This is a genomic window from Cupriavidus phytohabitans, from assembly GCF_017815025.1.
In the GTDB taxonomy this organism is placed as follows: Bacteria; Pseudomonadota; Gammaproteobacteria; order Burkholderiales; family Burkholderiaceae; genus Cupriavidus.
Genome location: NZ_JAGIQB010000020.1, coordinates 1 through 25,348 on the forward strand (window position 1 = coordinate 1; position 25,348 = coordinate 25,348).

A 25,348-nucleotide genomic window follows, 5' to 3' on the forward strand; every position below is an offset into this window, starting at 1 on the left:
GTCTCATCCTGTGAAATCAATGCGTGCTGAGCACGCCGTGGCCTTCGGCTACGGCAGGTTGTTCAGACCATCCTTAGGGTGCAGCACGATCTTGAGCTTGCCGCCAGTCGCCTTGTCGACGTCGTTGGCCATCTGCTGCAGGTTTTCGGTATGCAGGTTGCTCGCCGGGTAGCCGGTGGGCAGGTCCCACTTGGTATCCGCCTGTACCGTTATGGCGGCCAGCGCCAGGCCAGCCGCAACGATTGCCTTGACTCGCATCTCGATCTCTCCTGGTGTGCGCGCGGGGCGCGGTTGTACAGCTGTCTGCGTACTACCTGGTGCCTTCCGCGGCGTGGGCCGCGGTCAGCGCAAGATCAACGGCGCGGCGGCGGTCTCAGTCGTCGCGCGAAGACGGTTGCACGATCCGTTCCAACGCAAGGGCCGTGCCCAGCAGTTCGGCATCGCGCATCGGGCCGTGCGACAGCATCAACCCGACCGGCAGCTCGTCCTGCGCGTGGCAGGGCAGCGAAATCGAGCAGCCGTCGAAGAAGTTGAAGGCCGAGGTGTTGCGCAGCAGCAGGGCATTGACGCGGAAGAATTGCGCGTCATCGGTGAGCAGCGGCGCGATCTCGGGAGCGACCATCGGCACGGTCGGGCACACCACCGCGTCGAAGCTGGCCAGGCGCGCTTCCATGCGGGCGATCCAGTCGAGGCGGGCGCGGCCCAGGTCGATATAGTCGGCGGCGCTGACCGTTGCGCCGCGGTCGATGCGCGATGCCACGCGCGGGTCGTACAGCTCGCGCTTGCCGGCCAGCACATGGCGGTGGATGGCATAAGCCTCGGGCGCGCTGAAGCCGCCCTGTGCGTTCAGGGCGGCGAGTTCGCCAAGCTCGGGCAGGTCGACATGTTCCAGCTGCACGCCGGCGGCGGACAGCCGGCCGAGTGCGCGGTCGAAGGCGTGGGCAACGACGGGGTCGAGGTCGTCCAGCAGGTACTGGCGGGGAATTGCCAGCCGCGTGGCCGACGGGCCGGTGACGCGCGGCAGCACCGCCTGGTCGGCGATCACGGCATCGACCGTGACGCAGTCGCCGACCGTGCGCGCCATGGCGCACGCGGTGTCGAGGGTGTACGACAGCGGGAAGGCACCGGTCAGCGGCACGCGCCGGGCAGTCGGCTTGAAGCCCGTGATACCGCACAGCGCGGCCGGGATGCGGATCGAGCCGCCGGTATCGCTGCCAAGCGCCGCGACCGCCAGCCCGAGCGCCACCGACACTGCCGCGCCCGACGACGAGCCGCCGGGAATGCGCGGAGTGCCGGGCTCGCTGGCCGGGTTGACCGGCGTGCCGTAGTGTGGGTTGATGCCGACGCCGGAAAAGGCGAACTCCGTCATATTGGTGCGGCCGACGATGGCTGCGCCCGCCTGGCGCAGGCGCGCCACCACGGTCGCGTCCATTGTCGCCGGGGCGGCATCCTGGCGTACGACCGAGGCCGCGCGCGTGACTTCGCCCGCGACGTCATAGAGGTCTTTCACCGAGACTGGCAGGCCGGCCAGCGGGTGCAGCGTCTTGCCGGCGCCGCCGGCGGCATCGGCGGCGCGAGCGACCTGCGCGGCGGCCTCGAAGGTGCTGTGCAGGAACACGGCTTCGGCGGCGGGCGCGGCTGCCGCGGCGGCGACCTGCTCAAGGACCGCTGCGCGGCTGGTGGCGCCCTCGCGCAGGCGGGTGTTCAGGGTGTCGAGATCGGGAAGCATGGATGGCATTGGGCGCGGTGGTGCGGTACCGGGGGTGGTGACCATGCTCATAATTCGCGAATCAAGTGTCAAGCTAAAAATGCCGAATGACGCGCATAAGCGTTGACGGCAGCGCACTGCGGTGGTCGACGCCCGCAGTAACCGAGAACATCACTCGGGCGATAAATTGCGCAAAGTGATGCATAAGCATTATCACGAATCCCTGTAACACGGCGCCGCCGTGATGGCGCAATGCAAAATCCCCCGCCCGGCAAGGTACAATAGCGGTTTCCCGCCAGCCGGACGCCCCATGCAGCGGTGCCGGCCAAGCAGCAGCCATTACCCAGGCCCGTTACCCAGGCCTTTGTTAGCCTTTACCCAGGCCTTACCTCCACGCCTCCCTGACCGCTACGATCATGGCGCATTTCTCGTGCTTCCCCGGCGCTTTGGCGCTTTCCGCCTTCCGTCAGCAACGCCTGCTCACCGCCCTGCGGCAAATCGATGCCGATATCGAATCGGTGCACGGCCAGTTCCTGCATTTTGTTGACGCGCAGATGCCGCTGTCGGCCGACGACCAGTCGCGCGTGGCGGCGCTGCTGACCTATGGCGCACCCTTCGCCGAGCAGCCCGAGGGCGACCGCTTCGTCGTGATCCCGCGCTTCGGCACGATCTCGCCGTGGGCCAGCAAGGCGACCGACATCGCCCACAACTGCGGCCTGACGCATATCCACCGCATCGAGCGCGGCATCGAGATCACCGTGGTCTGCAAGAAGGGCCTGCTGCGCGGCCGCAAGTCGCTGGATGCGGACACCCGCGCCGCCGTCGCCGCGCACCTGTTCGACCGCATGACCGAGACCGTGGTCGCCTCGCGTGACGATGCCGCCGGCCTGTTCCAGGAACTGCCGGCCAAGCCGCTGCGCTTTATCGACATCGCCGCCGGCCGCAGCGCGCTGGCCGCGGCCAACGTCGAGATGGGCCTGGCGCTGTCCGAGGACGAGATCGACTACCTGGTCGATGCCTACGCAAAGCTGGAGCGCAACCCGACCGACGTCGAGCTGATGATGTTCGCGCAGGCCAACAGCGAACACTGCCGCCACAAGATCTTCAACGCCACCTGGACCATCGACGGCGTGCAGCAGGACAAGTCGCTGTTCGCGATGATCCGCAATACGCACCAGCTCAATCCGCAAGGCTCGATCGTGGCCTACTCGGACAATTCGGCGGTGATGGAAGGCGACGTGGCCGAGCGCTGGTTCCCGCGCGGCGATGACCACAAGTACGGCCGCCACGAGGCGCTGACGCACACGCTGATGAAGGTGGAGACGCACAACCACCCGACCGCGATCTCGCCGTTCCCGGGCGCTTCGACCGGCGCCGGCGGTGAAATCCGCGACGAAGGCGCGACCGGCCGCGGCGCCAAGCCCAAGGCCGGGCTGACCGGCTTCACGGTGTCCAACCTGATGCTGCCCGACGCCGTCGAATCGTGGGAAAACGACCGCGACGCCGCCCAGCCGGTGGCGCACCGCAACCCCGACGACAAGCCCGGCGTCACCGGCAAGCCGGACCGCATCGCCTCGCCGCTGCAGATCATGATCGACGGCCCGCTGGGTGGCGCCGCGTTCAACAACGAATTCGGCCGCGCCAACCTGGGCGGCTACTTCCGCGTCTACGAGCAGAACGTCGGCGGCACCGTGCGCGGCTACCACAAGCCGATCATGATCGCGGGCGGCATCGGCAATATCGACGCCTCGCACACGCACAAGAACCCGCTGCCGGCCGGCACGCTGCTGATCCAGCTGGGCGGCCCGGGCATGCGCATCGGCATGGGCGGCGGCGCCGCCAGCTCGATGGCGACCGGCACCAATACCGCCGACCTGGACTTCGATTCGGTCCAGCGCGGCAACCCCGAGATGGAGCGCCGCGCGCAGGAAGTGATCAACGCCTGCTGGCAGCTCGGCGACGCCAACCCGATCCTGTCGATCCACGACGTCGGTGCGGGCGGCATATCCAACGCGTTCCCTGAACTGGTGGACGGCGCCGACCGTGGCGCGCGCTTCGACCTGCGCCAGGTGCACCTGGAAGAGTCCGGCCTGTCGCCGGCGGAGATCTGGTGCAACGAGTCGCAGGAGCGCTATGTGCTGGCGATCGCGCCGGACAGCTTCCCGCAGTTCCAGGCCATGTGCGAGCGCGAGCGTTCGCCGTTCGCGGTGGTCGGCATTGCCACCGAGGAAAAGCAGCTGCAACTGGTCGACGCCAGCGTCGACGCCGCGCTCAAGGAACACTACGCCGTCAACATGCCGATGGACGTGCTGCTGGGCAAGCCGCCGCGCATGCACCGCGACGTCAAGCGCGTCGAGCAGCCGCTGCCGGCCGTGGACGTGACCGGCATCAGCCTGGAGCAGGCCGTGCGCGATGTGCTGCGCCATCCGACCGTGGCCAACAAGTCGTTCCTGATTTCGATCGGCGACCGCACCGTGGGCGGCATGAACGCGCGCGACCAGATGGTCGGGCCGTGGCAGGTGCCGGTGGCCGACGTGGCCGTGACCACGCTGGACTACAAGGGCAATGCCGGCGAGGCGATGACCATGGGCGAGCGCACCCCGCTGGCCGTGATCGATGCCCCGGCTTCGGGCCGCATGGCGATCGGCGAGGCGCTGACCAACCTGGCTGCCGCTCCGGTCAAGGACCTGGGCAAGGTCAAGCTGTCGGCCAACTGGATGGCGGCCTGCGGCGTGGAAGGCGAGGACGCAAAGCTCTATGACACCGTGCATGCGGTCGGCATGGAACTGTGCCCGGCACTGGGCATCAGCATCCCGGTCGGCAAGGATTCGCTGTCGATGCGCACCAAGTGGCAGGACGACGGCGTCAACAAGGAAGTGGTGGCGCCCGTGTCGCTGATCATCTCGGCCTTCGCCGCGGTGGACGACGTCAACCGCACGCTGACGCCCCAGTTGCGCACCGATGCGGGCGACACCGTGCTGATCGCCGTCGACCTGAGCCGCGGCAAGAACCGCATGGCCGGGAGCATCCTGGCGCAGGTCACGCAACAGGTGGGCGACAGCGCACCGGACGTCGACAACGCCGAAGACCTGAAGAACTTCTTCAATGTGATCCAGCGCCTGAACCGCGAGGGCAAGCTGCTAGCCTACCACGATCGTTCCGACGGCGGCTTCATTGCCACGCTGGCCGAAATGGCCTTTGCCGGCCATTGCGGTGTTTCGCTCAACGTTGACATGCTGGCCCTGGATCCGCAGCAGGAACAGGACTACGGCGATGCCAAGAACTGGGCCCAGCAGATCGCCGAGCGGCGAAACGACCAGACGTTGCGCGCGCTGTTCTCGGAAGAGCTGGGTGCGGTGGTGCAAGTGCGCATGCAGGACCGCGACGAAGTCTTCGCGGTGCTGCGCGAGGCCGGCCTGTCTGCATGCAGCCACGTGGTCGGCAAGCCTAACACCACCGACCAGGTCGAGATCTACCGCGATGCCAAGAAGGTGTTCGGTGCGTCGCGTACGGACCTGCAACGCAACTGGAGCGAAGTCAGCTGGCGCATCGCGCGCCTGCGCGACAACCCGGCCTGCGCGGATAGCGAATACGACCGCCTGCTGGATGCTGCCGATCCTGGCATCAGCCCGGTGCTGACGTTCGATCCGGCCGAAGACATCGCCGCGCCGTTCATCGCCACCGGCGCGCGTCCGCGCGTGGCCATCCTGCGCGAGCAGGGCGTCAACTCGCAGATCGAGATGGCTTACAGCATGGACCGTGCGGGTTTCGACACGCACGACGTGCACATGAGTGACCTGATCGCCGGCCGCGCCAACCTGGCTGACTTCAAGGGCTTCGTGGCCTGCGGCGGCTTCAGCTATGGCGACGTGCTCGGCGCTGGTGAAGGCTGGGCCAAGACCATCCTGTTCAACGCCCAGATGGCCGAGCAGTTCGCGGCGTTCTTCAACCGCCAGGACACCTTCGCGCTGGGCGTGTGCAATGGCTGCCAGATGATGAGCAACCTGGCCCCGATCATCCCGGGCGCGGGCGCGTGGCCGCAGTTCACGCGTAACCAGTCGGAGCAGTACGAGGCGCGTTACGTCACGGTGGAGGTGCAGTCGTCGCCGTCGATCTTCTTTGCTGGCATGGAAGGCAGCCGCATTCCTATCGTGGTTGCGCACGGTGAAGGCTTTGCGGATTTCTCGCAGCAGGGGAATATCGGTGAGGCCAACGTCGCGCTGCGGTTCGTCGACAACTACGGCGCGGTGACGCAAACCTATCCGCTGAATCCCAATGGTTCGCCCGAGGGTATCACCTCGGTGACCACTGTCGACGGGCGCTTCACCGTGCTGATGCCGCACCCGGAGCGCGTGTTCCGGGCTGCGACCATGAGCTGGGCGCCGGATGCGTGGAAGCAGGTTGGCGATGGTGCCAGCCCGTGGATGCGGATGTTCCGGAATGCGAGGAAGTGGGTGGGGTGAGGGCCTGCCTCAATGCTTAGTGCCTTCGCGGCTGATGAGATGTTGTTGGCCGTTGAACCGCCCAGGAGGGCGGAACCAGGCGGTTCAACGGCCAACAACATCTCATCAGCTGCGAGGGCCAGACAATCTACGAAAGCCGATTCATCCCAAATCCGGCGCTATCAACCGCGAACTCCACGACGCATATGCATAAGTGAGCATCCGCCCCGCCTCAAATCCAGGAGGCGGCCTGATCTCACCCCGAGCCTCCTTGTACGCCACCACGGCATGCAGGATCTTCTCAGGCGCATAACGGTCACGCAGGGGAAGGTAGGAATGGAGCTGGCGCCAGCCTGGAGCGGCGCCGTCCAAAGACGCCCAGGCCAACGCGCAATAGCACATGCCCCGGGACGTGAGATGCCACAGTTGCCAGTAGGGGGCGGTCGTCTCCACACGCTGCATCGTTCAACCTTGCAGAACCGGTGGGGGCGACCGGTCCGTGATTACTGGATTTTCGCCTTGTCCTTCAGCGACTTCATCATGGCCTGGAACTGCTCGCGTTGCCAGTTCTGGTCGCCCATCAGCATCTGCATCAGCTGCGGCTTGACCTCTTCGAACGACGGGATCTTGGCTTCGCGCACGTCCACCAGCTCGATGATGTGCCAGCCGAACTGGGTCTTGACCGGCGTATCGGTCATCTGGCCCTTCTTCAGGCCGGTCATGGCCGCCGAGAATTCCGGCACGTAGCTGCTGCTGTTGGCCCAGTCCAGGTCGCCACCGTTGGCGGCCGAGCCCGGGTCCTTCGACGCGGCCTTGGCCTGTTCCTCGAACTTGGCGCCGCCCTTGATCTTGGCAATGATCGCCTTGGCGTCGGCTTCCTTCTCCACCAGGATATGGCGGGCATGGTATTCCTTGCCATTGCCGAATTGCGACTTGATCTTGTCGTACTGCTTGCGCAGCTCGGCGTCGCTGGCGCCGTGGGTCTTGACGTAGTCCTCGAACACCGCGCCGGCCAGCACGTTCAGGCGTGCCTGTTCCAGTTGCTCCTGCACGTCGTCGCGCTGGGTGATACCGCGCTTGTTGGCTTCCTGCACGAGCAGTTCGCGGTCGATCAGCATGTCGCGGCCACGCTTGCGCAGCTCCGGGTTGTCGGGCTGGCCGGTGCCGGCGATCAACTTGTCCAGCTTTGTCGACGGAATGGCCTTGCCATTCACGACGGCGGCATTCTGGGCGATGGCCGGCAGGCTGCCAGCTGCAAGCACAGCCGCCAGGCTGAACGAGAGGACGGTGGTCTTCATGGAATCAGGTCTGAGAGTTGCTGGAAGAAGCGCGCTCCTGGGCGCGCGATTGGTACTCTTGGTCGGTGTACGCAGTCACGGCCAGGGCGTGGATCTGCGTGGGGAACAGACTGCGCAGCGCATCATACACCATGCGGTGTCGCGCAACCCGGCTGTGACCTGCAAAGCGCTCGCTGACGATTGTCACGTCGTAATGTCCACCGCCGGATGCGGCGCCGGCGTGTCCGGCATGCAGTGCGCTGTCGTCGCGCACGGCGAGGTGGCTGGGGGCGAGCGCTTCACGCAGCAGCGCCTCGATCGTGGCGGGATTGGCTGCCATCGGTAGTTTCCTTCTCGGAGATAAGACGGCCGGGAGCGTCAGTCCTGGCTGTTCTCAGGCATATGACGCGACAGCCAGACGCTCTGCGCGACGATGAACGCCAGCATCAGCCCCATGCTGCCGAACAGCTTGAAGTTGACCCAGACGTCCGTGGAAAACTGGTAGGCCACGTAGAGATTCAGCACGCCCATGACGGCGAAGAAACCGGCCCAGGCGGCATTCAGGCGCGTCCACACCGGATCGGGCAGCGTGACCTGCTTTTCCATCATCGCGCGGATGAGGTTCTTGCGCCAGACCATTACCGAGCCCAGCAGCGCCACGGCGAACATCCAGTAGAGCACGGTCGGCTTCCACTTGATGAAGGTTTCGTTGTGCAGCACCAGCGTGGCGCCGCCAAAGACCGCGATGATCAGCAGGCTGACCCACTGCATCGGCTCGACCTTGCGGTGGCGAAACCAGACCCAGCCGATCTGCACCACCGTGGCGGCAATGGCCACGGCGGTGGCGGTGTAGATGTCGGCCAGCTTGAAGGCGGCGAAAAACAGGATGACCGGGAACAGGTCGAACAGGAATTTCATGCGGTACCAGGTTGTTGCCGGCGCGATGGCCGGGGCTTGTCAGCGCTGCGGGTCGCGCCGGGGCTCATTGTCGCTGCCGGCGTCGTGGGCATGATCCGCCTCACGCTGCGCCGGGTCGCGATCATCGAATTTTAACGCAGCCGAGTTGATGCAATAGCGCAGGCCGGTCGGGGCCGGTCCGTCCTCGAACACATGGCCCAGGTGGCTGCCGCATTCCTTGCAGCGGACTTCCACCCGCACCATGCCGTGGGTGTGGTCGGCGTGTTCGGCAATGACCTCGCCGTTGATGGGGCGGAAATAGCTGGGCCAGCCGCAGCCGGCGTCAAATTTCGTGGCGGACTCGAACAGCGGCGTGCCGCAGCCGACGCAGTTGTAGATGCCGCGTTCCCAGTGGTCCCAGTAGCGGCCGGTGAAGGGCCGCTCGGTCGCGGCTTCGCGCGTCACGCGATATTCGATGTCGGAGAGATGTTCACGCCATTCGGCGTCGGTCTTGGTGGTGGTCATTGTCGTTTCCTCGCGGTCTTGCCCGGGGTCATGGCCCCGGAACCTTCGTTGGTCGGGGCACTGGCGCGAACCTTACACCGTACTGCGCCGGCGTGCAGGCTCCGGCGCATGCGCAATCCGGTCATGACGAGCAGCTGACTTCCAGCCCGGCTGCCCAGTCGGGCGGCAGCGCAGCGTAGTGCTCCGCCTCGGGCTGCTCGTCGAATGGGCTCGACAGCACCGCCAGCAGGCGCTCGACCTCGCTGAAATCCTTTTCGCGCGCGCGCCGGATCGCGGTTTCGGCAAGGTGGTTGCGCAGCACGTATTTGGGGTTCACCGCCCGCATTTCCAGTTCGCGCGCGGCGTCGTCCGATTGCTCCGCACGCAGCCGCGCGCGGTAGTCGGCGGCCCAGGCGTCGAAGGCGGCGCGGTCCAGGAACAGGTCGCGCACCGGCGCATCGCGCGAGGCATCCTGCGACGAGATGCCGCACAGCTTGCGCCAGAACAGGGTGTAGTCGACACGCTGCCCGTGCAGCAGCTGGAACAGGCTGGTCAGCAGCGGTTCGTCGGCCTTGTCGTTCGCAACCCCGTCGCCGCCGGCCGGCGGGCGCAGGCCCAGCTTGGCGCGGTAGTGGCGGAAGAAGGCGGCGGCATAGCGGTCGCGGAACGGGTCGATGGCTGCGCGCGCCGCCTCGATGGCGGCATCGCGGGCGGCTTCCTTGTCGGCGTCTTCCCGCGGCAGCCACAGCGGCAGCAGCGCCTGCGCCAGGCAGTGCAGGTTCCAGAACGCGACTTGCGGTTGCTGGCTGTAGGCGTAGCGGCCCTGCGTATCGGAGTGGTTGCAGATATGGTTGGCGTCGAATGCATCGAGGAAGCCGAACGGGCCATAGTCGATGGTCAGGCCCAGGATCGACATATTGTCGGTGTTCATCACGCCATGGCAGAAACCGATGGCCTGCCAGTGCGCGACCAGGTCGGCGGTGCGCAGCGAGACTTCGCGCAGCAGCGCCTGGTAGGGCTGTGCATCGTCGCGGCAGGCCGGCATGAAGTTGTCGATGACGAAGTCCGCCAGTTGGCGCAGCGAGGCCACGTCGTCATGCGCGGCGAAATGCTCGAAATGGCCGAAGCGGACAAAGGTCGGCGCCAGGCGCGTGACCACCGCCGAGGTCTCGATGGTTTCGCGCCGCACCGGCGCGTCCGAGCCGACGATGCTGAGTGCGCGCGTGGTCGGCACGCCCAGCGCGGCCATCGCTTCCGAACACAGGTACTCGCGGATCGACGAGCGCAGCACCGCGCGGCCATCGGCCATGCGCGAGTAGGGCGTCAGCCCGGCGCCCTTGAGCTGGATTTCCCAGGGGCCGGCAGCCGTGTCGGCCTGCGCCAGCCGGATCGCGCGGCCGTCGCCGAGTTGCCCGGCCCAGATGCCGAACTGGTGTCCGGAATAGACCGTGGCAATCGGATCGGCCCAGCGGGGCACCTGGTTGCCGACAAAGGTCTCGACAAAGCCTGGCGCGGCACCGGCGCCGGCATCCCAGCCGAGCAGCGCCGCGGCGGCCGGCGCCACGCCGACCAGGTAGGGCGATGGCAACGGCGTTGGCCGCAGGCGCGTAAAGAATTTCTCGCCAAGCATGGAGAAGCCGGGTGTGGTGGAGAAGGGTACGGCGAGCGCCGCGTCACCGTTGGTGTCGGAGTCGTTATCGGAGACGTGCAGGGCGTTGGGCTGGGTCGTGTCTGGCATCGCGAAAGAGGGCGCGCGGCAAGTGCAATCCGCGGGTCGGGCGCGGCGCGCAGGGCCGCTTCCGGGGCGGGGCGACGCCGCATGACGAGGGCACGGGAATGCGTAGATGGCTAGGGAAAACGACATGTTGAGGTGCAACATGCCACGCAGTATTGTACGTCCTCAACGGCTCACATCTGGTGAGACCGCCAGGCACCGCGCAGTTATTTCCCTCCTTCAGTGCGCACATGAATCCGGTGCATGGATTTCGCAGAATTGCGGCCCCGATGACCACGGCTTGACTACGGCTTCACCTCACGGCTTCACCCAGCAGTACGGCAATGCACAACAGAATCGCAGTAACGCTGTTTCGAGGCACGCGGACAACCGCCAAAAAATAGTACGGTTGTTCGTTTTTTAGACGAATCCACCAGACTTCAGGAGGCAGTTTCATGGCATTGATGGGTCAAATGATGAGTGCGCCGCTGCTCATTTCCTCCATCATCAAGCACGCCGCCCGTTATTACGGGTCTACGGAAATCGTTTCGCGCCGCACCGAGGGCGACCTGCACCGCTATACCTACCGCGATTGCGAACTGCGCGCCCGCAAGGTGGCGCAGGCGCTCGGCGCGCTGGGCGTGCAGCAGGGCGAGCGCGTCGGCACGCTGGCGTGGAACGGCTACCGCCACCTCGAGGTCTACTACGGCGTATCGGGCATGGGCGCCGTCTGCCATACCATCAACCCGCGCCTGTTCCCCGAGCAGATCGCCTATATCGTCAACCATGCCGAAGACAGCTACGTCTTTTTCGACCTGACCTTCCTGCCGCTGGTAGAGGGCGTCGCGCCGCATTGCCCCAATGTGAAAGGCTGGGTCGCGATGACCGATCGCGCCCACATGCCGGCCGAGTCCAAGGTGCCGCTGCTGTGCTACGAGGAACTGGTCGAAACGCAGGACGGCAATTACGAATGGCCGCAGTTCGACGAGAACCTCGCGTCGAGCCTGTGCTACACCTCGGGCACCACCGGCAATCCCAAGGGCGCGCTGTATTCACACCGCTCCACCGTGCTGCACTCGTACGCGTCGGCGCTGCCCGACGCGCTCGGCTGCTCGGCACGCGACGTGATCCTGCCCGTGGTGCCGATGTTCCACGTCAACGCCTGGGGCCTGCCGTACTCGGTGCCGCTGGTCGGCGCCAAGCTGGTGTTCCCGGGCGCCAAGCTTGACGGAGCCTCGCTCTATGAGCTGTTCGAGCAGGAGAAGGTGACCTTCTCCGCCGGCGTGCCGACGGTGTGGCTCGGCCTGCTGCAATACGTGCAGTCGAACAACCTGAAGTTCTCCACCTTCCGCCGCACCGTGATTGGCGGGTCGGCCGCGCCGCCGGCCATGATCCGCGCGCTCGAGGCGCTGGACGTGGATGTCATCCACGCCTGGGGCATGACCGAGATGTCGCCGCTGGGCACCTCGTGCAAGTTGCTGGCCAAGCATGATGAACTGTCCGATGCCGACCGCCACAAGATCCAGGAGAAGCAGGGCCGCGTGATTTTCGGCGTCGACATGAAGATCGTCGACGGCGAAGGCAAGGAACTGCCGTGGGACGGCAAGGCCTTCGGCGACCTGATGGTGCGCGGGCCATGGATCATCGACCAGTACTACCGCAACGGCAGCAACCCGCTGGTCGACGGCTGGTTCCCGACCGGCGACGTCGCCACCATCGATGAAGACGGCTTCATGCAGATCACGGACCGCAGCAAGGACGTGATCAAGTCCGGCGGCGAATGGATTTCGTCGATCGACATCGAGAACGTCGCCGCCGCGCACCCCGCGGTGCATATGGCGGCCTGCATCTCGGCCTACCACCCCAAGTGGGACGAGCGTCCGCTGCTGGTGGTGGTGAAGAAGCCCGGCGCAGAGGTCACGCGCGAGGAACTGCTGCAGTTCTTCGAGGGCAAGGTCGCCAAGTGGTGGATCCCGGACGATGTGGCCTTTGTCACCGAGATTCCGCTGACTGCCACCGGCAAGATGCAGAAGCTCAAGCTGCGCGAACAGTTCAAGGACTACAAGCTGCCTGCCGCCTGAGGCGGGCAGGGCAGCAGCCGGTGCGCCGTGCCTGCTTGCGGCACGGCGCTGCCGGGGTCCGGCTGCATGGCGCGAACAGGAGGGCGCCACGCCGCCGGCCGCAATCAATGACAAGCCAACGACAAGAGTGAAGGAGACAGTATGACCAAGATGCGTCCGCTGGTGGCTGGTGTGGCCATGTTCGCCGCAATGGGTTCTGCGCTGGTTTCGGGTTCGGCACTCGCGGATACGGTGAAGATCGCCTTCATCGATCCGCTTTCGGGGCTGATGGCCCCCGTTGGGCAGAACCAGCTCAAGAGCTGGCAGTTCGTGGCCGACGTGGCCAACCAGAAGGGCTGGGCCGGCGCGCACAAGTTCGAGGTGGTGGGCTTCGACAACAAGCTCTCGCCGCAGGAAAGCCTGACCATTTTGAAGCAGGCGATCGACCAGAACATCCGCTATATCGTGCAGGGCAACGGCTCGTCGGTCGGGCTGGCGCTGCAGGATGCGGTGGCCAAGCACAACGAGCGCAACCCCGGCAAGGAAATCATCTACCTGAACTACGCCGCGGTGGACCCGGACATGACCAATGCCAAGTGCAACTACTGGCATTTCCGGCTCGACGCCAACTCGGACATGAAGATGGAGGCGCTGACCACCTTCCTGGCCAAGGATCCCGGCGTCAAGAAGGTTTACCTGATCAACCAGAATTACTCGTTCGGGCACCAGGTGGCCAAGGCGGCCAAGGACTACCTGAAGCGCAAGCGCCCGGACATCCAGATCGTGGGTGAAGACCTGCACCCGCTGGCGCAGGTGAAGGACTTTGCGCCGTATGCGGCCAAGATCAAGGCCTCGGGCGCGGATACCGTGATCACCGGCAACTGGGGCAGCGACCTGGCGCTGCTGATCAAGGCGGGCAAGGACGCCGGCCTGACCACCAACTACTACACCTACTACGCCGGCACCACTGGCGTGCCGACCGCCATGGGCGCGGCCGGTGCCGAGCACGTCAAGTACGTGGGCTACTACAACCCCAACAACAAGGGGTTCAAGGGCTCCGACGTCATCGAGGGCTTCAAGAAGAAGTACAACGATGACTTCTACGTGATGGCGTCCTACACCGGCATCGCCATGCTGTCCAAGGCGTTCAAGGATGCCAACTCGACCGACCCGGTCAAGGTGGCCAAGGCGCTGGAAGGCATCAAGGTCGAGAGCATGAACGGCCTGGTCGAGATGCGCAATACCGACCACCAGGCCCAGCAGCCGCTGGTGGTGGCTACCTGGACCAAGATCGACGGCAAGGAGATCAAGTACGACCAGGAGAACACCGGGTACGGCTGGAAGACCAACGCGCAGATGGACCAGTACGTGTCCGCGCAGCCCACCTCCTGCCAGATGAAGCGGCCGGGCTGATCCTGTCCATGGCGGGCCGGCCACGATGACACGCGGCGTGACAAGGCGTGACAGCGAGCGTGACAGCGTGGCGGCCCGATCCTGCATACTCTCGGTCTTTCTGGATCGATAGCGGTAGCGTCCGGGGCGCCATGCGCCCTGCGGAGGGGGACGCTCACCCCCCATCCAGCCGGACGGATGCCGGCCAAACGTGACTGCGGCCACTGCGGCGGCACCAGCTTGAAGGACACGCTGTGGAATTTTTCGTCATCTCCCTGCTCAACGGCATCAGCTACGGGCTGCTGCTGTTCATGCTGTCGTCGGGCCTGACCCTGATCTTCAGCATGATGGGCGTGCTCAATTTCGCGCACGCCAGCTTCTATATGCTGGGCGCGTATTTCGCCTACACCATCGCCAGCAAGGTCGGCTTCTGGCCGGCGCTGATCTTCGCGCCGCTGCTGGTCGCGGGCGCGGGCGCGCTGGTGGAGCGCTTCGGCCTGCGCACCGTGCACAAGTACGGCCACGTGGCCGAGCTGCTGTTCACCTTCGGCCTGGCCTACCTGATCGAAGAGGGCGTCAAGCTGGTGTGGGGGCTGGCAGCGGTGCCATACCGCATCCCGGCCGAGCTGGAAGGGCCGCTGTTCCAGGTGTTCACCTCGACTTTTCCCAAATACCGCGCCTTCATGATGCTGGTGTCGCTGGGCATGCTGGTGGCGATCTACCTGGTACTGACGCGTACCCGCATCGGTCTGGTGATCCAGGCCGCGCTGACCCATCCGGAAATGGTCGAGGCGCTGGGCCACAATGTGCCGCGCGTGTTCATGATGGTGTTTGGCGGCGGCGCCGCGCTGGCGGGGCTGGCCGGCGTGATCGGCGGCAATGCCTTTGTCACCGAGCCGTCGATGGCGGCGGCGGTGGGGTCGATCGTATTCGTGGTGGCAGTGGTCGGCGGCATGGGGTCGCTGGTGGGGGCCTTCATCGCGTCGATCCTGATTGGTGTGCTGCAGACCTTCGCGGTCACGATCGACGCATCGCTCGCGGGGCTGTTGCGCAGCCTTGGCATGGCAGTCAGCGAAGCCACGCCGTTCTATGCCTTGTGGAAGCTCACGGTGGCCCAGGTGGCGCCAGTGCTGCCATACCTGTTGCTGGTGGTGATGCTGATCTTCCGCCCGCGTGGACTGATGGGAACCCGGGAGAGCTGAGGTCATGGAGCAAGCGATGCAACAACCGCGCGAGCCGGTGTCGACCGGCCGCACCCTGCGCTACCGACCGCTGAACCTGGCGCGCTGGGTTATCTGGAGCCTGACCATTCTCATCATGCTGGTGCTGCCGCTGGTGTTTACCGGGGGCTTCGCCATCACGCTGATGTCGCAGATGGGCATCATGATCATCTTTGCGCTGTCGTACAACATGCTGCTCGGGCAGACCGGCATGCTGTCGTTCGGCCATGCGGTGTATTCCGGACTGGGCGCCTTCATTGCGGTGCACGTGCTGAACATGGTTGGCGCCGGCACGGTATGGCTGCCGGTGTCGATGCTGCCGCTGGTGGGCGGGCTGGCCGGCGCGTTCTTCGGTGTGATCTTCGGCTATGTCACCACCAAGAAGGCCGGCACCACCTTTGCCATGATCACCATGGGCATCGGCGAGATGGTGTTCGCCAGCTCGCTGATGTTCCCCGAGTTCTTCGGCGGCGAGGGCGGTATCTCCACCAACCGCGTGGTCGGCGACCCGTTCCTGGGCCTCACCTTCGGGCCCGGGCGCCAGGTCTACTACCTGATCGCGGTGTGGTGCCTGGTGTCGATGGTGGCCATGTACGCGTGGACGCAGACGCCGCTGGGCCGCATCGCCAACGCGGTGCGCGACAACCCCGAGCGGGTCGAGTTCATCGGCTACAACACCCAGCGCGTGCGCTACCTGGTGCTGGTGCTGTCGGCGTTCTTCGCCGGGATTTCCGGTGCGCTCGCGGCGATCAACTTCGAGATCGTCTCGGCCGAGAACGTCAGCGCGGTGCGCTCCGGCGGCGTGCTGCTGGCGGTGTTCATCGGCGGCGCGGGCGTGTTCTTCGGGCCGATCATCGGCGCGGTGGTGTTCGTGCTGTTCGCGGTGGCGCTGTCGGACCTGACCAAGGCGTGGCTGCTGTACCTGGGCCTGTTCTTCGTGCTGATGGTGATGTTCGTGCCGGGCGGCCTGGCCAGCCTGCTGCTGATGCAGTTGCCGCTGGCGGCGAAGGGCAAGCTGCGCCGCATGCTGCCGTCCTACGCCAGGGCCGGCGCGGCCGGCGTGGTGCTGCTGCTGGCGGTGATCGTGACGGTCGAGCTGGTCTACAAGGTGCAGGTCGACAGCGCCAATGGCACGGCCATGAAGCTGTTCGGCGTCGGCTTCGATGCCGCGACGTGGACGCCATGGGCGGTGGCGGCGCTGCTGTGGGCCGTGGGGCTGGCCGCATGGCGGCTGACGGTGCGCGCATCGCGCGCGGAATGGGACAAGGTGCAGGCGGAGATCGCGGGAGGTACGGCATGACGGCGGCACTGGAACTGACCGAGGTACGCAAGAAGTTCGGCCAGACGGAGATCATCCGCGGTGTGAACCTGAGCATCCCGAAGGGCGAGCGCCACGCGCTGATCGGTCCCAACGGAGCGGGCAAGTCCACCACCTTCAACCTGATCTCGGGCCGCTTTGCGCCCACCAGCGGTACGGTGCGCCTGAACGGGCAGGAGATCGGCGGGCTGCAGCCGTTCGTGATCAACCGCATGGGGCTGTCGCGCAGCTTCCAGATCACCAATATCTTCCATCGGCTGTCGGTGTTCGAGAACCTGCGCTGCGCGGTGCTGTGGTCGCTCGGCTACAAGTATTCGTTCTGGCACCGGCTGACGGGTTTGCGCGATGCGCGCGAGCGGGCCGATGAGGTACTGGAACTGATCGGCATGCAGCACCGGCGCAATACGCAGGCGGGCCTGCTGACCTACGCCGAGCAGCGCGCACTGGAGATCGGCATCACCATCGCCGGCGGGGCCGAGGTGATTCTGCTGGACGAGCCTACCGCGGGCATGAGCCGCTCCGAGTCCGACCATGCGGTCGAGCTGATCCGCAAGGTCACCGTCGGCAAGACGCTGGTGATGGTGGAGCACGACATGAGCGTGGTGTTCGGTCTGGCCGACCGCATTTCGGTGCTGGTCTACGGCGAAGTCATTGCCACCGATACCCCGCAGGCGATCCGCAACAACCGCAAGGTCAAGGAAGCCTACCTGGGGACCACGCTGGACGAAGACGCCACCGAAGGAGCGCACTGATGGGCAAGCGGATGCTGGAAGTCACGGGCCTGCATGCCTACTACGGCAAGAGCCATATCCTGCATGGCGTCGATGCGCATATCGGCGAAGGCGAGATCGTCGCGCTGCTGGGGCGCAATGGTGTCGGGCGCTCGACCATGGCCAAGGCCATCCTCGGCATGGTCAAGGCCGAGGGCTCGGTGAAGTTCCGCGGCGAGGAGATCCTGGGGCGGCGGACGTTCGAGATCGCGCACCTCGGCATCGGCTATGTGCCGGAGAACCGGGACATTTTCCCGACGCTGACGGTGCGGCAGAACCTGCTGCTGGGCGAGAAGCGCAATCCGCGGCAGCCAAAGCCTCGCTGGTCCGTGGAGGACATGTTCAACATGTTCCCCCGGCTCAGGGAACGCGAGAACACCGCGGCGGGCGTGTTGTCCGGCGGCGAGCAGCAGATGCTGACGCTGTGCCGCACGCTGATGGGCGATCCGGATCTGGTGCTGATCGACGAGCCCACCGAAGGGCTGGCGCCGATGATCGTGGCGCTGGTGGGGGACTACCTGAAGACGCTGAAAGAGCGGGGCGTCTCTGTACTGCTGATCGAGCAGAAGCTGGCGATTGCGCTGGATATCTCACAGCGGGTCTATGTCATGGGACACGGGCATATCGTGTTCGAGGGCACGCCCGGCGAGCTCAAGGCGAACTCGCAGATCCGGAAGGAGTGGCTGGAGGTTTGAGCGTTCCGCCGGCGCTGCAGCCCATGTAGCGTCGGCGCGACTTCATGTTCTCATTGCCGCTCAGGGGAAAGCGGCGCCTTCGGCACCCCAAGCCGCTTCGATCCTCTCGATAAAGTTGAGTACTCAACTTTCCTGTCGTTGGCAAGTCTCTTTGTAACACTGTTGTAAATTTGTCTTAATTCCGAAGTGGGAATGATTCGCATTTGTACTTCGATTCCGGCATCCATATAATCGCCCGCCGGGGATGGATGACTTGATTCACGGGCGACGGTGGTTGCGCTTCCTTGGGCTTGTCTTCATGACCACGCTTGTTCGCGTCAAGAACTACAAGACAACACAGGGAAGCAAGACCGTGAAAGGAAACCAGAAGTCGTTTGAATTGACCCCGCTCGCCGCTGCGCTGGCAGGTGCCGTCGCCGCGTTTGCCATGCAGGGCGCATCGGCGCAGGAGAGCCAGCCTGCCGCCACCACCACCGGCAAGGCCGCGCCGGTGACGCTGGAACGGGTCACCGTGACCGGCAAGCGCGAGGACGGCTACAAGGTGGAAGAGGCGCAGTCACCCAAGTTCACCGCGCCGCTGCTCGATACGCCCAAGTCCGTGACCGTGGTGCCGGCCGAGGTGATCCAGCAGTCGGGTTCGAACTCGCTGCAGGATGCGCTGCGCACCACGCCGGGCATCACCTTCGGCGCCGGCGAAGGCGGCAACCCGATCGGCGACCGTCCTTTCATCCGCGGTTTTGACTCGATGTCGAGCATCTATGTCGACGGCGTGCGCGACACCGCTTCGCAGACCCGCGACACCTTCAACATCGAGAACATCGAGGTTATCAAGGGCCCGAGCTCTGCTTTTGGCGGCAAGGGCTCGGCGGGTGGCATGATCAATATCGTGTCGAAGCTGCCGCAGGCGGAGAACTTCGCGCAGGGTTCGATCGGCGTGGGCACGGACTCTTACTTCCGCGCCACGGCCGATGGCAACTACGTGATCAACGACAACACTGCAGTGCGCCTGAACGCGCTGGGCTATACCGCCAACGTGCCGGGCCGCGACGAAGTCGACCAGAACTCCTGGGGCTTTGCGCCGTCGGTGACGTTCGGCATGAAGTCCGATACGAAGGTCACGCTGTCGTACTACCACCTGCAGGGCAACGGCATGCCGGACTACAGCATTCCGTACTCGCGCCCGGCGAGCCAGTCGACCAAGGCCAATCCGTCGCAGCCGGTTGCCGTCGACCGCAACAACTTCTATGGCCTGACCGGTCGCGATTTCCAGAAGACGCAGTCGGATATTGCGACGGCCACGGTCCAGCATGACTTCCGCAACGGCCTGGTATTCAGCAATACCACGCGCTGGGGCCGCGCCAGCAACGATTACATCGTCACCAATCCTGACGACAGCCGCGGCAACGTGCCGCGCGGCTTTGTCTGGCGCAACACCAAGAACCGCGACTCGGCCACCGAGACGCTGACCAACCAGACCGACCTGACCGCCAAGTTCGATACCGGCAGCCTCAAGCACAGCGTGCTGTTCGGCTTCGAGTTCAGCCGCGACGATACCAACAACACGCCTTACAACGTCGTCTCGGCCAATCCCGCGGCCGCCGCCGGCACCTGCAACGCATCGCTGGTGGCCAGCTTCGACTGCGCGCCGCTGGCCAACCCGAACCCGAACGACCCGTGGCGCGGCAACATCACCAAGATGCCGTACACCACCAACACCACCACCAGCACGCGCTCGGTCTACCTGTTCGATACGGTCGAGCTTACCAAGCAGTGGATGGTCAACGGTGGCGTTCGTTACGACAGCTACGATACGCACGCTTTCGCCAACGCCTATACCAACCCGAATACCGGCGCGGCCGTGGCGCAGGTCGATATTCGCAACAAGTCGAATTTCTTTAACTACCAGGCGGGCGTGGTCTACAAGCCGGTCGACTTCGGCAGCATCTACGTGTCGTACGGCACGTCGTCGACGCCGCCGGGTTCGACCAACGGCGATGGCGCCGACAACATCACGGCGGCACAGCGCAACCTGGAGCCGGAAACCGCGCGCTCGGTGGAAATCGGCACCAAGTGGGACCTGCTGGACAAGCGCCTGTCACTGACTGGTGCGATCTTCCAGATCGAGAAGAACAATGCGCGTGTGGCGGTTGATGCCAACACGACGGTCAATGCTGGCAAGCAGCGCGTGAAAGGCTTCGAGTTGGGGTTTGCCGGCAACCTGACTGACAAGTGGGGGTTGTTTGGTGGCTATACGTATCTGAACAGCGAGCTGATCGATAATGGCCCGCAGGCTACCAATGCGGCCAACAATGGGAACCAGTTCCCGAATACACCGAAGAACAGCTTCAGTCTGTGGACTACCTATCAGGTGCTGCCGGCGCTGACGGTTGGCGGTGGTGCGTACTATGTCGACAAGGTCTATGCCAATCCGGCCAACTCGCTGTATGTGCCGTCGTACTGGCGGTTTGACCTGATGGCGGCTTACCGCGTCAACAAGAGCCTGTCGTTGCAGTTGAATGTGCAGAATCTGTTTGACAAGACCTATTACACCAAGGCGCACAACCACTACGGTGCGCTGGGGGCTGGGCGGTTTGGGATGGTGACGGCTAACTTCAAGTTCTAAGCTTTTTGGGATTGGCCTGCGGCCCGGCTCTCGCGATTGGCGGGAGGCGGGCCGTTTTTGTTTTTTGGGGCTTGCTTGGTGACATGCTGTCGGCCGTTGAGCCGCCTGGTTCCGCCCAGGTCCGCGGAACCGGGCGGTTCACAAGCCGACAGCATGTCATCAATGGCGACAACAAAGCTTCAACGGCCGACAGCATGTCACCAACAGCGACGCCAAGACCACCCCAGTTCCGATGCAACTCAACCGCCTCCGCCCGAATTTAACGCCCATACTGACCTTAAACCCAGCTCTCCCAAGATGTGCCCGATGCGCCATCAGCGAACGGGTGGCCCCATCCTCAGCTCAGACCTTCCATGCACCGCAATAAAAGCCCAAATTCACCCCACGCATGCCACCCCAAAACCCCCGAAATTAAAATTGAACGACCGTGCTATTTTGTGTATGCTTGTTTCGCCCAAGCCCCTGAAGGCTTGCGGCAAGCGGGAATCGCGGCGGGTTTACCCTGTGCCAACCGCGCCCCCGCACCTGGCAGCAAAACAATAATTCGAGAATTCGAATCCCGAGACAACCTTTAGCAAAAGGAACCAGCATGACAGCGCAGTATCAGGTTCAGGACGGCGTAGCCGTCATCACGCTCGACAATCCCCCTGTCAACGGCCTGGGTCACAGCACCCGTCTTGGCATCGTCGAAGGCATGACCCGTGCGCTGGACGATGCCGCCGTCAAGGCGATCGTCATCACCGGCGCCGGCAAGGCATTCTCGGGCGGCGCCGATATCCGTGAATTCAATACCCCCAAGGCCATGCAGGAGCCGACGCTGCACTCGGTGATCCGCGTGCTGGAAGCCTCGTCCAAGCCGGTGGTTGCCGCCGTGCATTCGGTGGCCATGGGTGGCGGCCTGGAACTGGCGCTGGGCTGTAACTACCGCGTGGCCTCCAAGGGCGCGCAGATCGCGCTGCCGGAAGTGAAGCTGGGCCTGCTTCCCGGCGCCGGCGGCACGCAGCGCCTGCCGCGTGTGATCGGCCTCGAGGCCGCCGCCAACATGATCGTGTCCGGCACCCCGGTGCTGTCCGAGAAGTTCGCCGGCACCAAGCTGTTCGATGAAATCGTCGAGGGCGACGTGCTGCCCGCGGCGGTCAAGTTCGCGCAGAACGTCGGCGCCGCCAGCGGCCCGCACCCGAAGGTGCGCGACCTGAAGGTGCGCCACGAGAACGCGGAAGGCTACCTCGGCTTTGCCCGCAACACCGTGGCCGCGATGGCCAAGAACTTCCCTGCGCCGCTGAAGTGCCTGGAAGCGGTGGCCGGCTCGCTCAAGCCGTTCGAGCAAGGCCTGAAGGAAGAGCGCGAGGGCTTCCTGTACCTCGTGACCACGCCGGAATCGCGCGCGCTGCGCCACGCCTTCTTTGGCGAGCGTGCCGCCAGCAAGATTCCCGACGTGCCCGAAGGCACCCCCGTGCGCAAGATCGAGAAGGTTGCCGTGATCGGCGCCGGCACGATGGGCGGCGGCATCAGCATGAACTTCCTGAACGCGGGCATCCCGGTCACCATCCTGGAAACCAAGCAGGAAGCGCTGGACCGCGGCGTCGGCATCATCCGCAAGAATTACGAGAACAGCGCCAAGAAGGGCAAGCTCACGCAAGAGAAGGTCGAGCAGCGCATGGGCCTGCTGAGCACCACGCTGTCCTATGACGACATCAAGGATGCCGACATGGTCATCGAGGCCGTGTTCGAAGAAATGGGCGTCAAGGAAATCGTCTTCAAGAAGCTGGACGAAGTGATGAAGCAGGGCGCCATCCTGGCTTCGAATACCTCCACGCTTGACGTGAACAAGATCGCCTCGTTCACCAAACGTCCGCAGGACGTGGTCGGCATGCACTTCTTCAGCCCGGCCAACGTGATGAAGCTGCTGGAAGTGGTGCGCGGCGAGAAGACCGGCAAGGACGTGCTGGCCACGGTCATGCAGATCGGCAAGAAGATCAAGAAGACCGCGGTGGTGTCGGGCGTGTGCGACGGCTTTATCGGCAACCGCATGATCGAGCAGTACAGCCGCCAGGCCGGCTACCTGCTGGACGAAGGCGCGCTGCCGGAGCAGGTCGACAAGGCCATCGAAAAGTTCGGCTTTGCCATGGGCCCGTTCCGCATGGGCGACCTGGCCGGCAACGACATCGGCTGGGCCATCCGCAAGCGCCGCGCGGTGGACAAGCCTGAGATCCAGTACTCCAAGACCGCCGACCTGCTGTGCGAGATGGGCCGTTACGGCCAGAAGACCGGCGCGGGCTGGTACGACTACAAGGCGGGCGACCGCAAGCCGTACCCGAACCAGCAGGTCAACGACATGATCGTGCAGCACTCCAAGGACCTGGGCATCACGCGCCGCAAGATCTCGGACGAAGAGATCGTCGAGCGCCTGGTGTTCGCGCTGGTCAACGAAGGCGCCAAGATCCTGGAAGAGGGCATTGCTTCAAAGGCCTCGGATATCGACATGGTGTACCTGACCGGCTACGGCTTCCCGCTGTTCCGCGGTGGCCCGATGCTGTATGCGGACCAGGTCGGCCTGTACAACGTGGCGCTGGCCATGAAGCGCTACGCCAAGGGCTACCACGGCGAAGCCTGGCAGGTCGCGCCGCTGCTGCAGAAGCTGGCGGACGAAGGCAAGGGCTTCAATGGCTAACGTTAACGCCTAAGACGCCACGAGGGTTCAGCCAGGAGCGGCCATGAACACCACCATCGGACCGGACGATTGCCTGCTGGTGATCGACGTGCAGAACGACTTCATGCCGGGCGGCGCGCTTGCCGTGCCCAACGGCGATGAGGTGGTGCCCGTCATCAACCGGCTGGCGCGCGCGTTCGGGCATGTGGTGGTGACGCAGGACTGGCATCCGGCCGCGCACGTTTCATTCGCGGCCAACCATGCCGGCACGCAGCCGTTCCAGATGCTCACGCTGCCGTATGGCGAGCAGGTGTTGTGGCCGGTGCACTGCGTGCAGGACACCCCCGGCGCCGCGCTGCATGCGGGCCTGCACGTGCCGCACGCCCGGCTGGTGATCCGCAAGGGCCACCATGCCGACGTGGACAGCTACTCCGCCTTCCTTGAAGCGGACCGCACCACGCGCACCGGGCTGGCAGGCTACCTGCGCGAGCATGGCGTGAAGCGCGTGTTCTGCGCCGGGCTGGCGACGGACTACTGCGTGGCCTGGAGCGCGCTCGATGCGCGCGCCGCGGGCTTCGAGGCCGCGGTGATCGAGGATGCGTGCCGCGCCATCGACCTGCAGGGGTCGCTGGCCAGGGCATGGCAGGACCTCGGCGCCGCCGGCGTCGCGCGCGTGATGTCCGCGGATGTGCTCAAGGGCCAGGGCTGAACCAAAACCACCGAACTGAACGACACAAGATTCCGAGGAGCAACACATGAACGAAGCAGTCATCGTATCCACCGCACGGACCGGCCTGGCCAAGAGCTGGAAGGGCGCCTTCAACATGACCCACGGTGCCACGCTGGGTGGCCACGCTGTGCAGCATGCCATCGCCCGCGCCAAGATCGACGCGGCGGAAGTGGAAGACGTGCTGATGGGCTGCGCCAACCCGGAAGGCGCCACCGGTGCCAATATCGCGCGCCAGATCGCGCTGCGCGCCGGTTGCCCGGTCACCGTGCCCGGTGCCACCGTCAACCGCTTCTGCTCGTCGGGCCTGCAGACCATCGCCATGGCCGCACAGCGCGTGATCGCCGATGAGGGCGACATCTTTGTCGCCGGCGGCGTGGAAAGCATCTCCTGCGTGCAGCAGGAAATGAACCGCCACATGGTCCAGGAAAGCTGGCTGGTCAAGAACAAGCCGGAAATCTACTGGAACATGCTGCAGACCGCCGAGAACGTGGCCAAGCGCTACAACGTCTCGAAGGATCGCCAGGACGAGTACGGCGTGCGCAGCCAGCAACGCGCCGCCGCCGCGCAGGAAGCCGGCAAGTTCAAGGACGAGATCGTGCCGATGACGGTGCTTGCCGGCGTCGCCGACAAGTCCACCGGCCAGCTGGTGACGAAGGAAGTCACCATCGACCGCGACGAAGGCATCCGCGCCGACACCACGCTGGAAGGCGTGGCCAAGATCCGCAGCGCGGTGCCGGGTGGCGTGATCACCGCCGGCAATGCCTCGCAGTTCTCGGACGGCGCCTCGGCGGCGGTGGTGATGAACGCGCGCGTTGCCGAGGCCCGCGGCCTGCAGCCGCTGGGCGTATTCCGCGGCTTTGCCGTGGCCGGTTGCGAGCCGGACGAAATGGGCATCGGTCCCGTCTTCGCGGTGCCCAAGCTGCTGAAGAAGGCCGGCCTGAAGGTCGAGGACATCGGCCTGTGGGAGCTGAACGAAGCCTTCGCGGTGCAGGTGCTGTACTGCGCCGACAAGCTGGGCATCCCGATGGACCGCCTCAACGTCAACGGCGGCGCCATCGCGGTGGGCCATCCGTATGGCGTGTCGGGCGCGCGCCTGGTCGGCCATGCGCTGATCGAAGGCAAGCGCCGCGGCGTGAAGTATGTGGTGGTGACCATGTGCATCGGTGGCGGGCAGGGCGCGGCTGGGTTGTTCGAAGTCCTGTAATCGCCAGCGACGCCGGCGCGCTGCCGGTTTGCTCCCCTCTCCCGCTCGCGGGAGAGGGGCAGGGGGTGAGGGCAGGCGGTGGCATGCCGCCGGCCCGGACTTCGTAGTACCGCCCGGCCCTCACCCCAACCCTCTCCCGCAAGC

At 65.1% G+C, this 25,348-nt stretch carries 17 protein-coding genes and 1 pseudogene; 11 read left to right on the plus strand and 7 right to left on the minus strand.

All coding sequences use genetic code 11. From position 1 onward, the window contains the following. Positions 1-63: 63 nt before the first annotated feature. Both J8I34_RS15590 and J8I34_RS15595 read right to left on the minus strand, forming a co-directional pair. A pseudogene (locus J8I34_RS15590) lies at positions 64-258 on the minus strand (C4-dicarboxylate ABC transporter substrate-binding protein); the annotation flags it as partial. 115 nt (positions 259-373) lie between these two features. Beyond that, on the minus strand, positions 374-1,738 hold the full coding sequence (locus tag J8I34_RS15595; protein WP_209806386.1) for an amidase: 1,365 nt from the start codon (positions 1,736-1,738) through the stop codon (positions 374-376). 386 nt (positions 1,739-2,124) lie between these two features. Here J8I34_RS15595 and purL point away from each other — a divergent pair, with 386 nt between their 5' ends. Beyond that, positions 2,125-6,171 carry a phosphoribosylformylglycinamidine synthase gene (gene purL / locus J8I34_RS15600; protein ID WP_209806387.1) on the plus strand — a complete coding sequence of 1,349 codons (4,047 nt, stop codon included), beginning with the start codon at positions 2,125-2,127 and terminating at the stop codon, positions 6,169-6,171. 482 nt (positions 6,172-6,653) lie between these two features. Here the strand turns inward: purL and J8I34_RS15605 are convergent, their stop codons facing one another. The 5 genes from J8I34_RS15605 to J8I34_RS15625 form a co-directional block, all read right to left on the minus strand. Beyond that, positions 6,654-7,448: a peptidylprolyl isomerase gene (locus J8I34_RS15605; protein WP_209806388.1), complete on the minus strand. Its 795-nt coding sequence runs from the start codon at positions 7,446-7,448 to the stop codon at positions 6,654-6,656. A 4-nt stretch (positions 7,449-7,452) separates the two neighbouring features. Continuing rightward, a complete protein-coding gene (locus J8I34_RS15610; protein ID WP_029048180.1) occupies positions 7,453-7,767 on the minus strand; it encodes a BolA family protein in 315 nt (104 codons plus the stop codon). Between the two features lie 38 nt (positions 7,768-7,805). After that, positions 7,806-8,345, minus strand: a complete 540-nt coding sequence (locus J8I34_RS15615) for a septation protein A (RefSeq protein ID WP_029048181.1) — start codon at positions 8,343-8,345, stop codon at positions 7,806-7,808. 39 nt (positions 8,346-8,384) lie between these two features. After that, positions 8,385-8,849, minus strand: coding sequence for a peptide-methionine (R)-S-oxide reductase MsrB (msrB, locus tag J8I34_RS15620; RefSeq protein ID WP_209806389.1), 465 nt, complete (start codon positions 8,847-8,849; stop codon positions 8,385-8,387). A gap of 121 nt (positions 8,850-8,970) precedes the next feature. Then, positions 8,971-10,566 (minus strand): protein adenylyltransferase SelO, encoded by a 1,596-nt coding sequence (locus J8I34_RS15625; protein WP_256441806.1) that lies wholly within the window; start codon positions 10,564-10,566, stop codon positions 8,971-8,973. A gap of 431 nt (positions 10,567-10,997) precedes the next feature. Between J8I34_RS15625 and J8I34_RS15630 the strand changes: the two genes are divergently transcribed. The 10 genes from J8I34_RS15630 to J8I34_RS15675 all read left to right on the plus strand — a co-directional run bounded on the left by J8I34_RS15630 (position 10,998) and on the right by J8I34_RS15675 (position 25,204). Continuing rightward, positions 10,998-12,623 carry a 3-(methylthio)propionyl-CoA ligase gene (locus J8I34_RS15630; RefSeq protein WP_209806390.1) on the plus strand — a complete coding sequence of 542 codons (1,626 nt, stop codon included), beginning with the start codon at positions 10,998-11,000 and terminating at the stop codon, positions 12,621-12,623. A gap of 141 nt (positions 12,624-12,764) precedes the next feature. Then, positions 12,765-14,015, plus strand: a complete 1,251-nt coding sequence (locus J8I34_RS15635; RefSeq protein WP_029048185.1) for a branched-chain amino acid ABC transporter substrate-binding protein — start codon at positions 12,765-12,767, stop codon at positions 14,013-14,015. A 233-nt stretch (positions 14,016-14,248) separates the two neighbouring features. Next, on the plus strand, positions 14,249-15,196 hold the full coding sequence (locus tag J8I34_RS15640) for a branched-chain amino acid ABC transporter permease (protein WP_029048186.1): 948 nt from the start codon (positions 14,249-14,251) through the stop codon (positions 15,194-15,196). 4 nt (positions 15,197-15,200) lie between these two features. After that, positions 15,201-16,514, plus strand: coding sequence for a branched-chain amino acid ABC transporter permease (locus J8I34_RS15645; protein ID WP_209806391.1), 1,314 nt, complete (start codon positions 15,201-15,203; stop codon positions 16,512-16,514). Further along, a complete protein-coding gene (locus J8I34_RS15650; protein ID WP_029048188.1) occupies positions 16,511-17,284 on the plus strand; it encodes an ABC transporter ATP-binding protein in 774 nt (257 codons plus the stop codon). Before J8I34_RS15645 ends, J8I34_RS15650 begins: the two co-directional genes overlap by 4 nt. Continuing rightward, entirely contained in the window at positions 17,284-17,997 is a 714-nt protein-coding gene (locus J8I34_RS15655) for an ABC transporter ATP-binding protein (RefSeq protein ID WP_029048189.1), read from the plus strand. Before J8I34_RS15650 ends, J8I34_RS15655 begins: the two co-directional genes overlap by 1 nt. A gap of 298 nt (positions 17,998-18,295) precedes the next feature. Next, positions 18,296-20,620, plus strand: a complete 2,325-nt coding sequence (locus tag J8I34_RS15660; protein WP_209806392.1) for a TonB-dependent receptor — start codon at positions 18,296-18,298, stop codon at positions 20,618-20,620. Between the two features lie 589 nt (positions 20,621-21,209). After that, positions 21,210-23,291 (plus strand): 3-hydroxyacyl-CoA dehydrogenase NAD-binding domain-containing protein, encoded by a 2,082-nt coding sequence (locus tag J8I34_RS15665; RefSeq protein WP_029048191.1) that lies wholly within the window; start codon positions 21,210-21,212, stop codon positions 23,289-23,291. Positions 23,292-23,334: 43 nt separating this feature from the next. Continuing rightward, a complete protein-coding gene (pncA, locus tag J8I34_RS15670) occupies positions 23,335-23,979 on the plus strand; it encodes a bifunctional nicotinamidase/pyrazinamidase (protein ID WP_029048192.1) in 645 nt (214 codons plus the stop codon). A gap of 46 nt (positions 23,980-24,025) precedes the next feature. Further along, positions 24,026-25,204 (plus strand): acetyl-CoA C-acyltransferase, encoded by a 1,179-nt coding sequence (locus tag J8I34_RS15675; RefSeq protein ID WP_029048193.1) that lies wholly within the window; start codon positions 24,026-24,028, stop codon positions 25,202-25,204. Positions 25,205-25,348 lie beyond the last annotated feature (144 nt).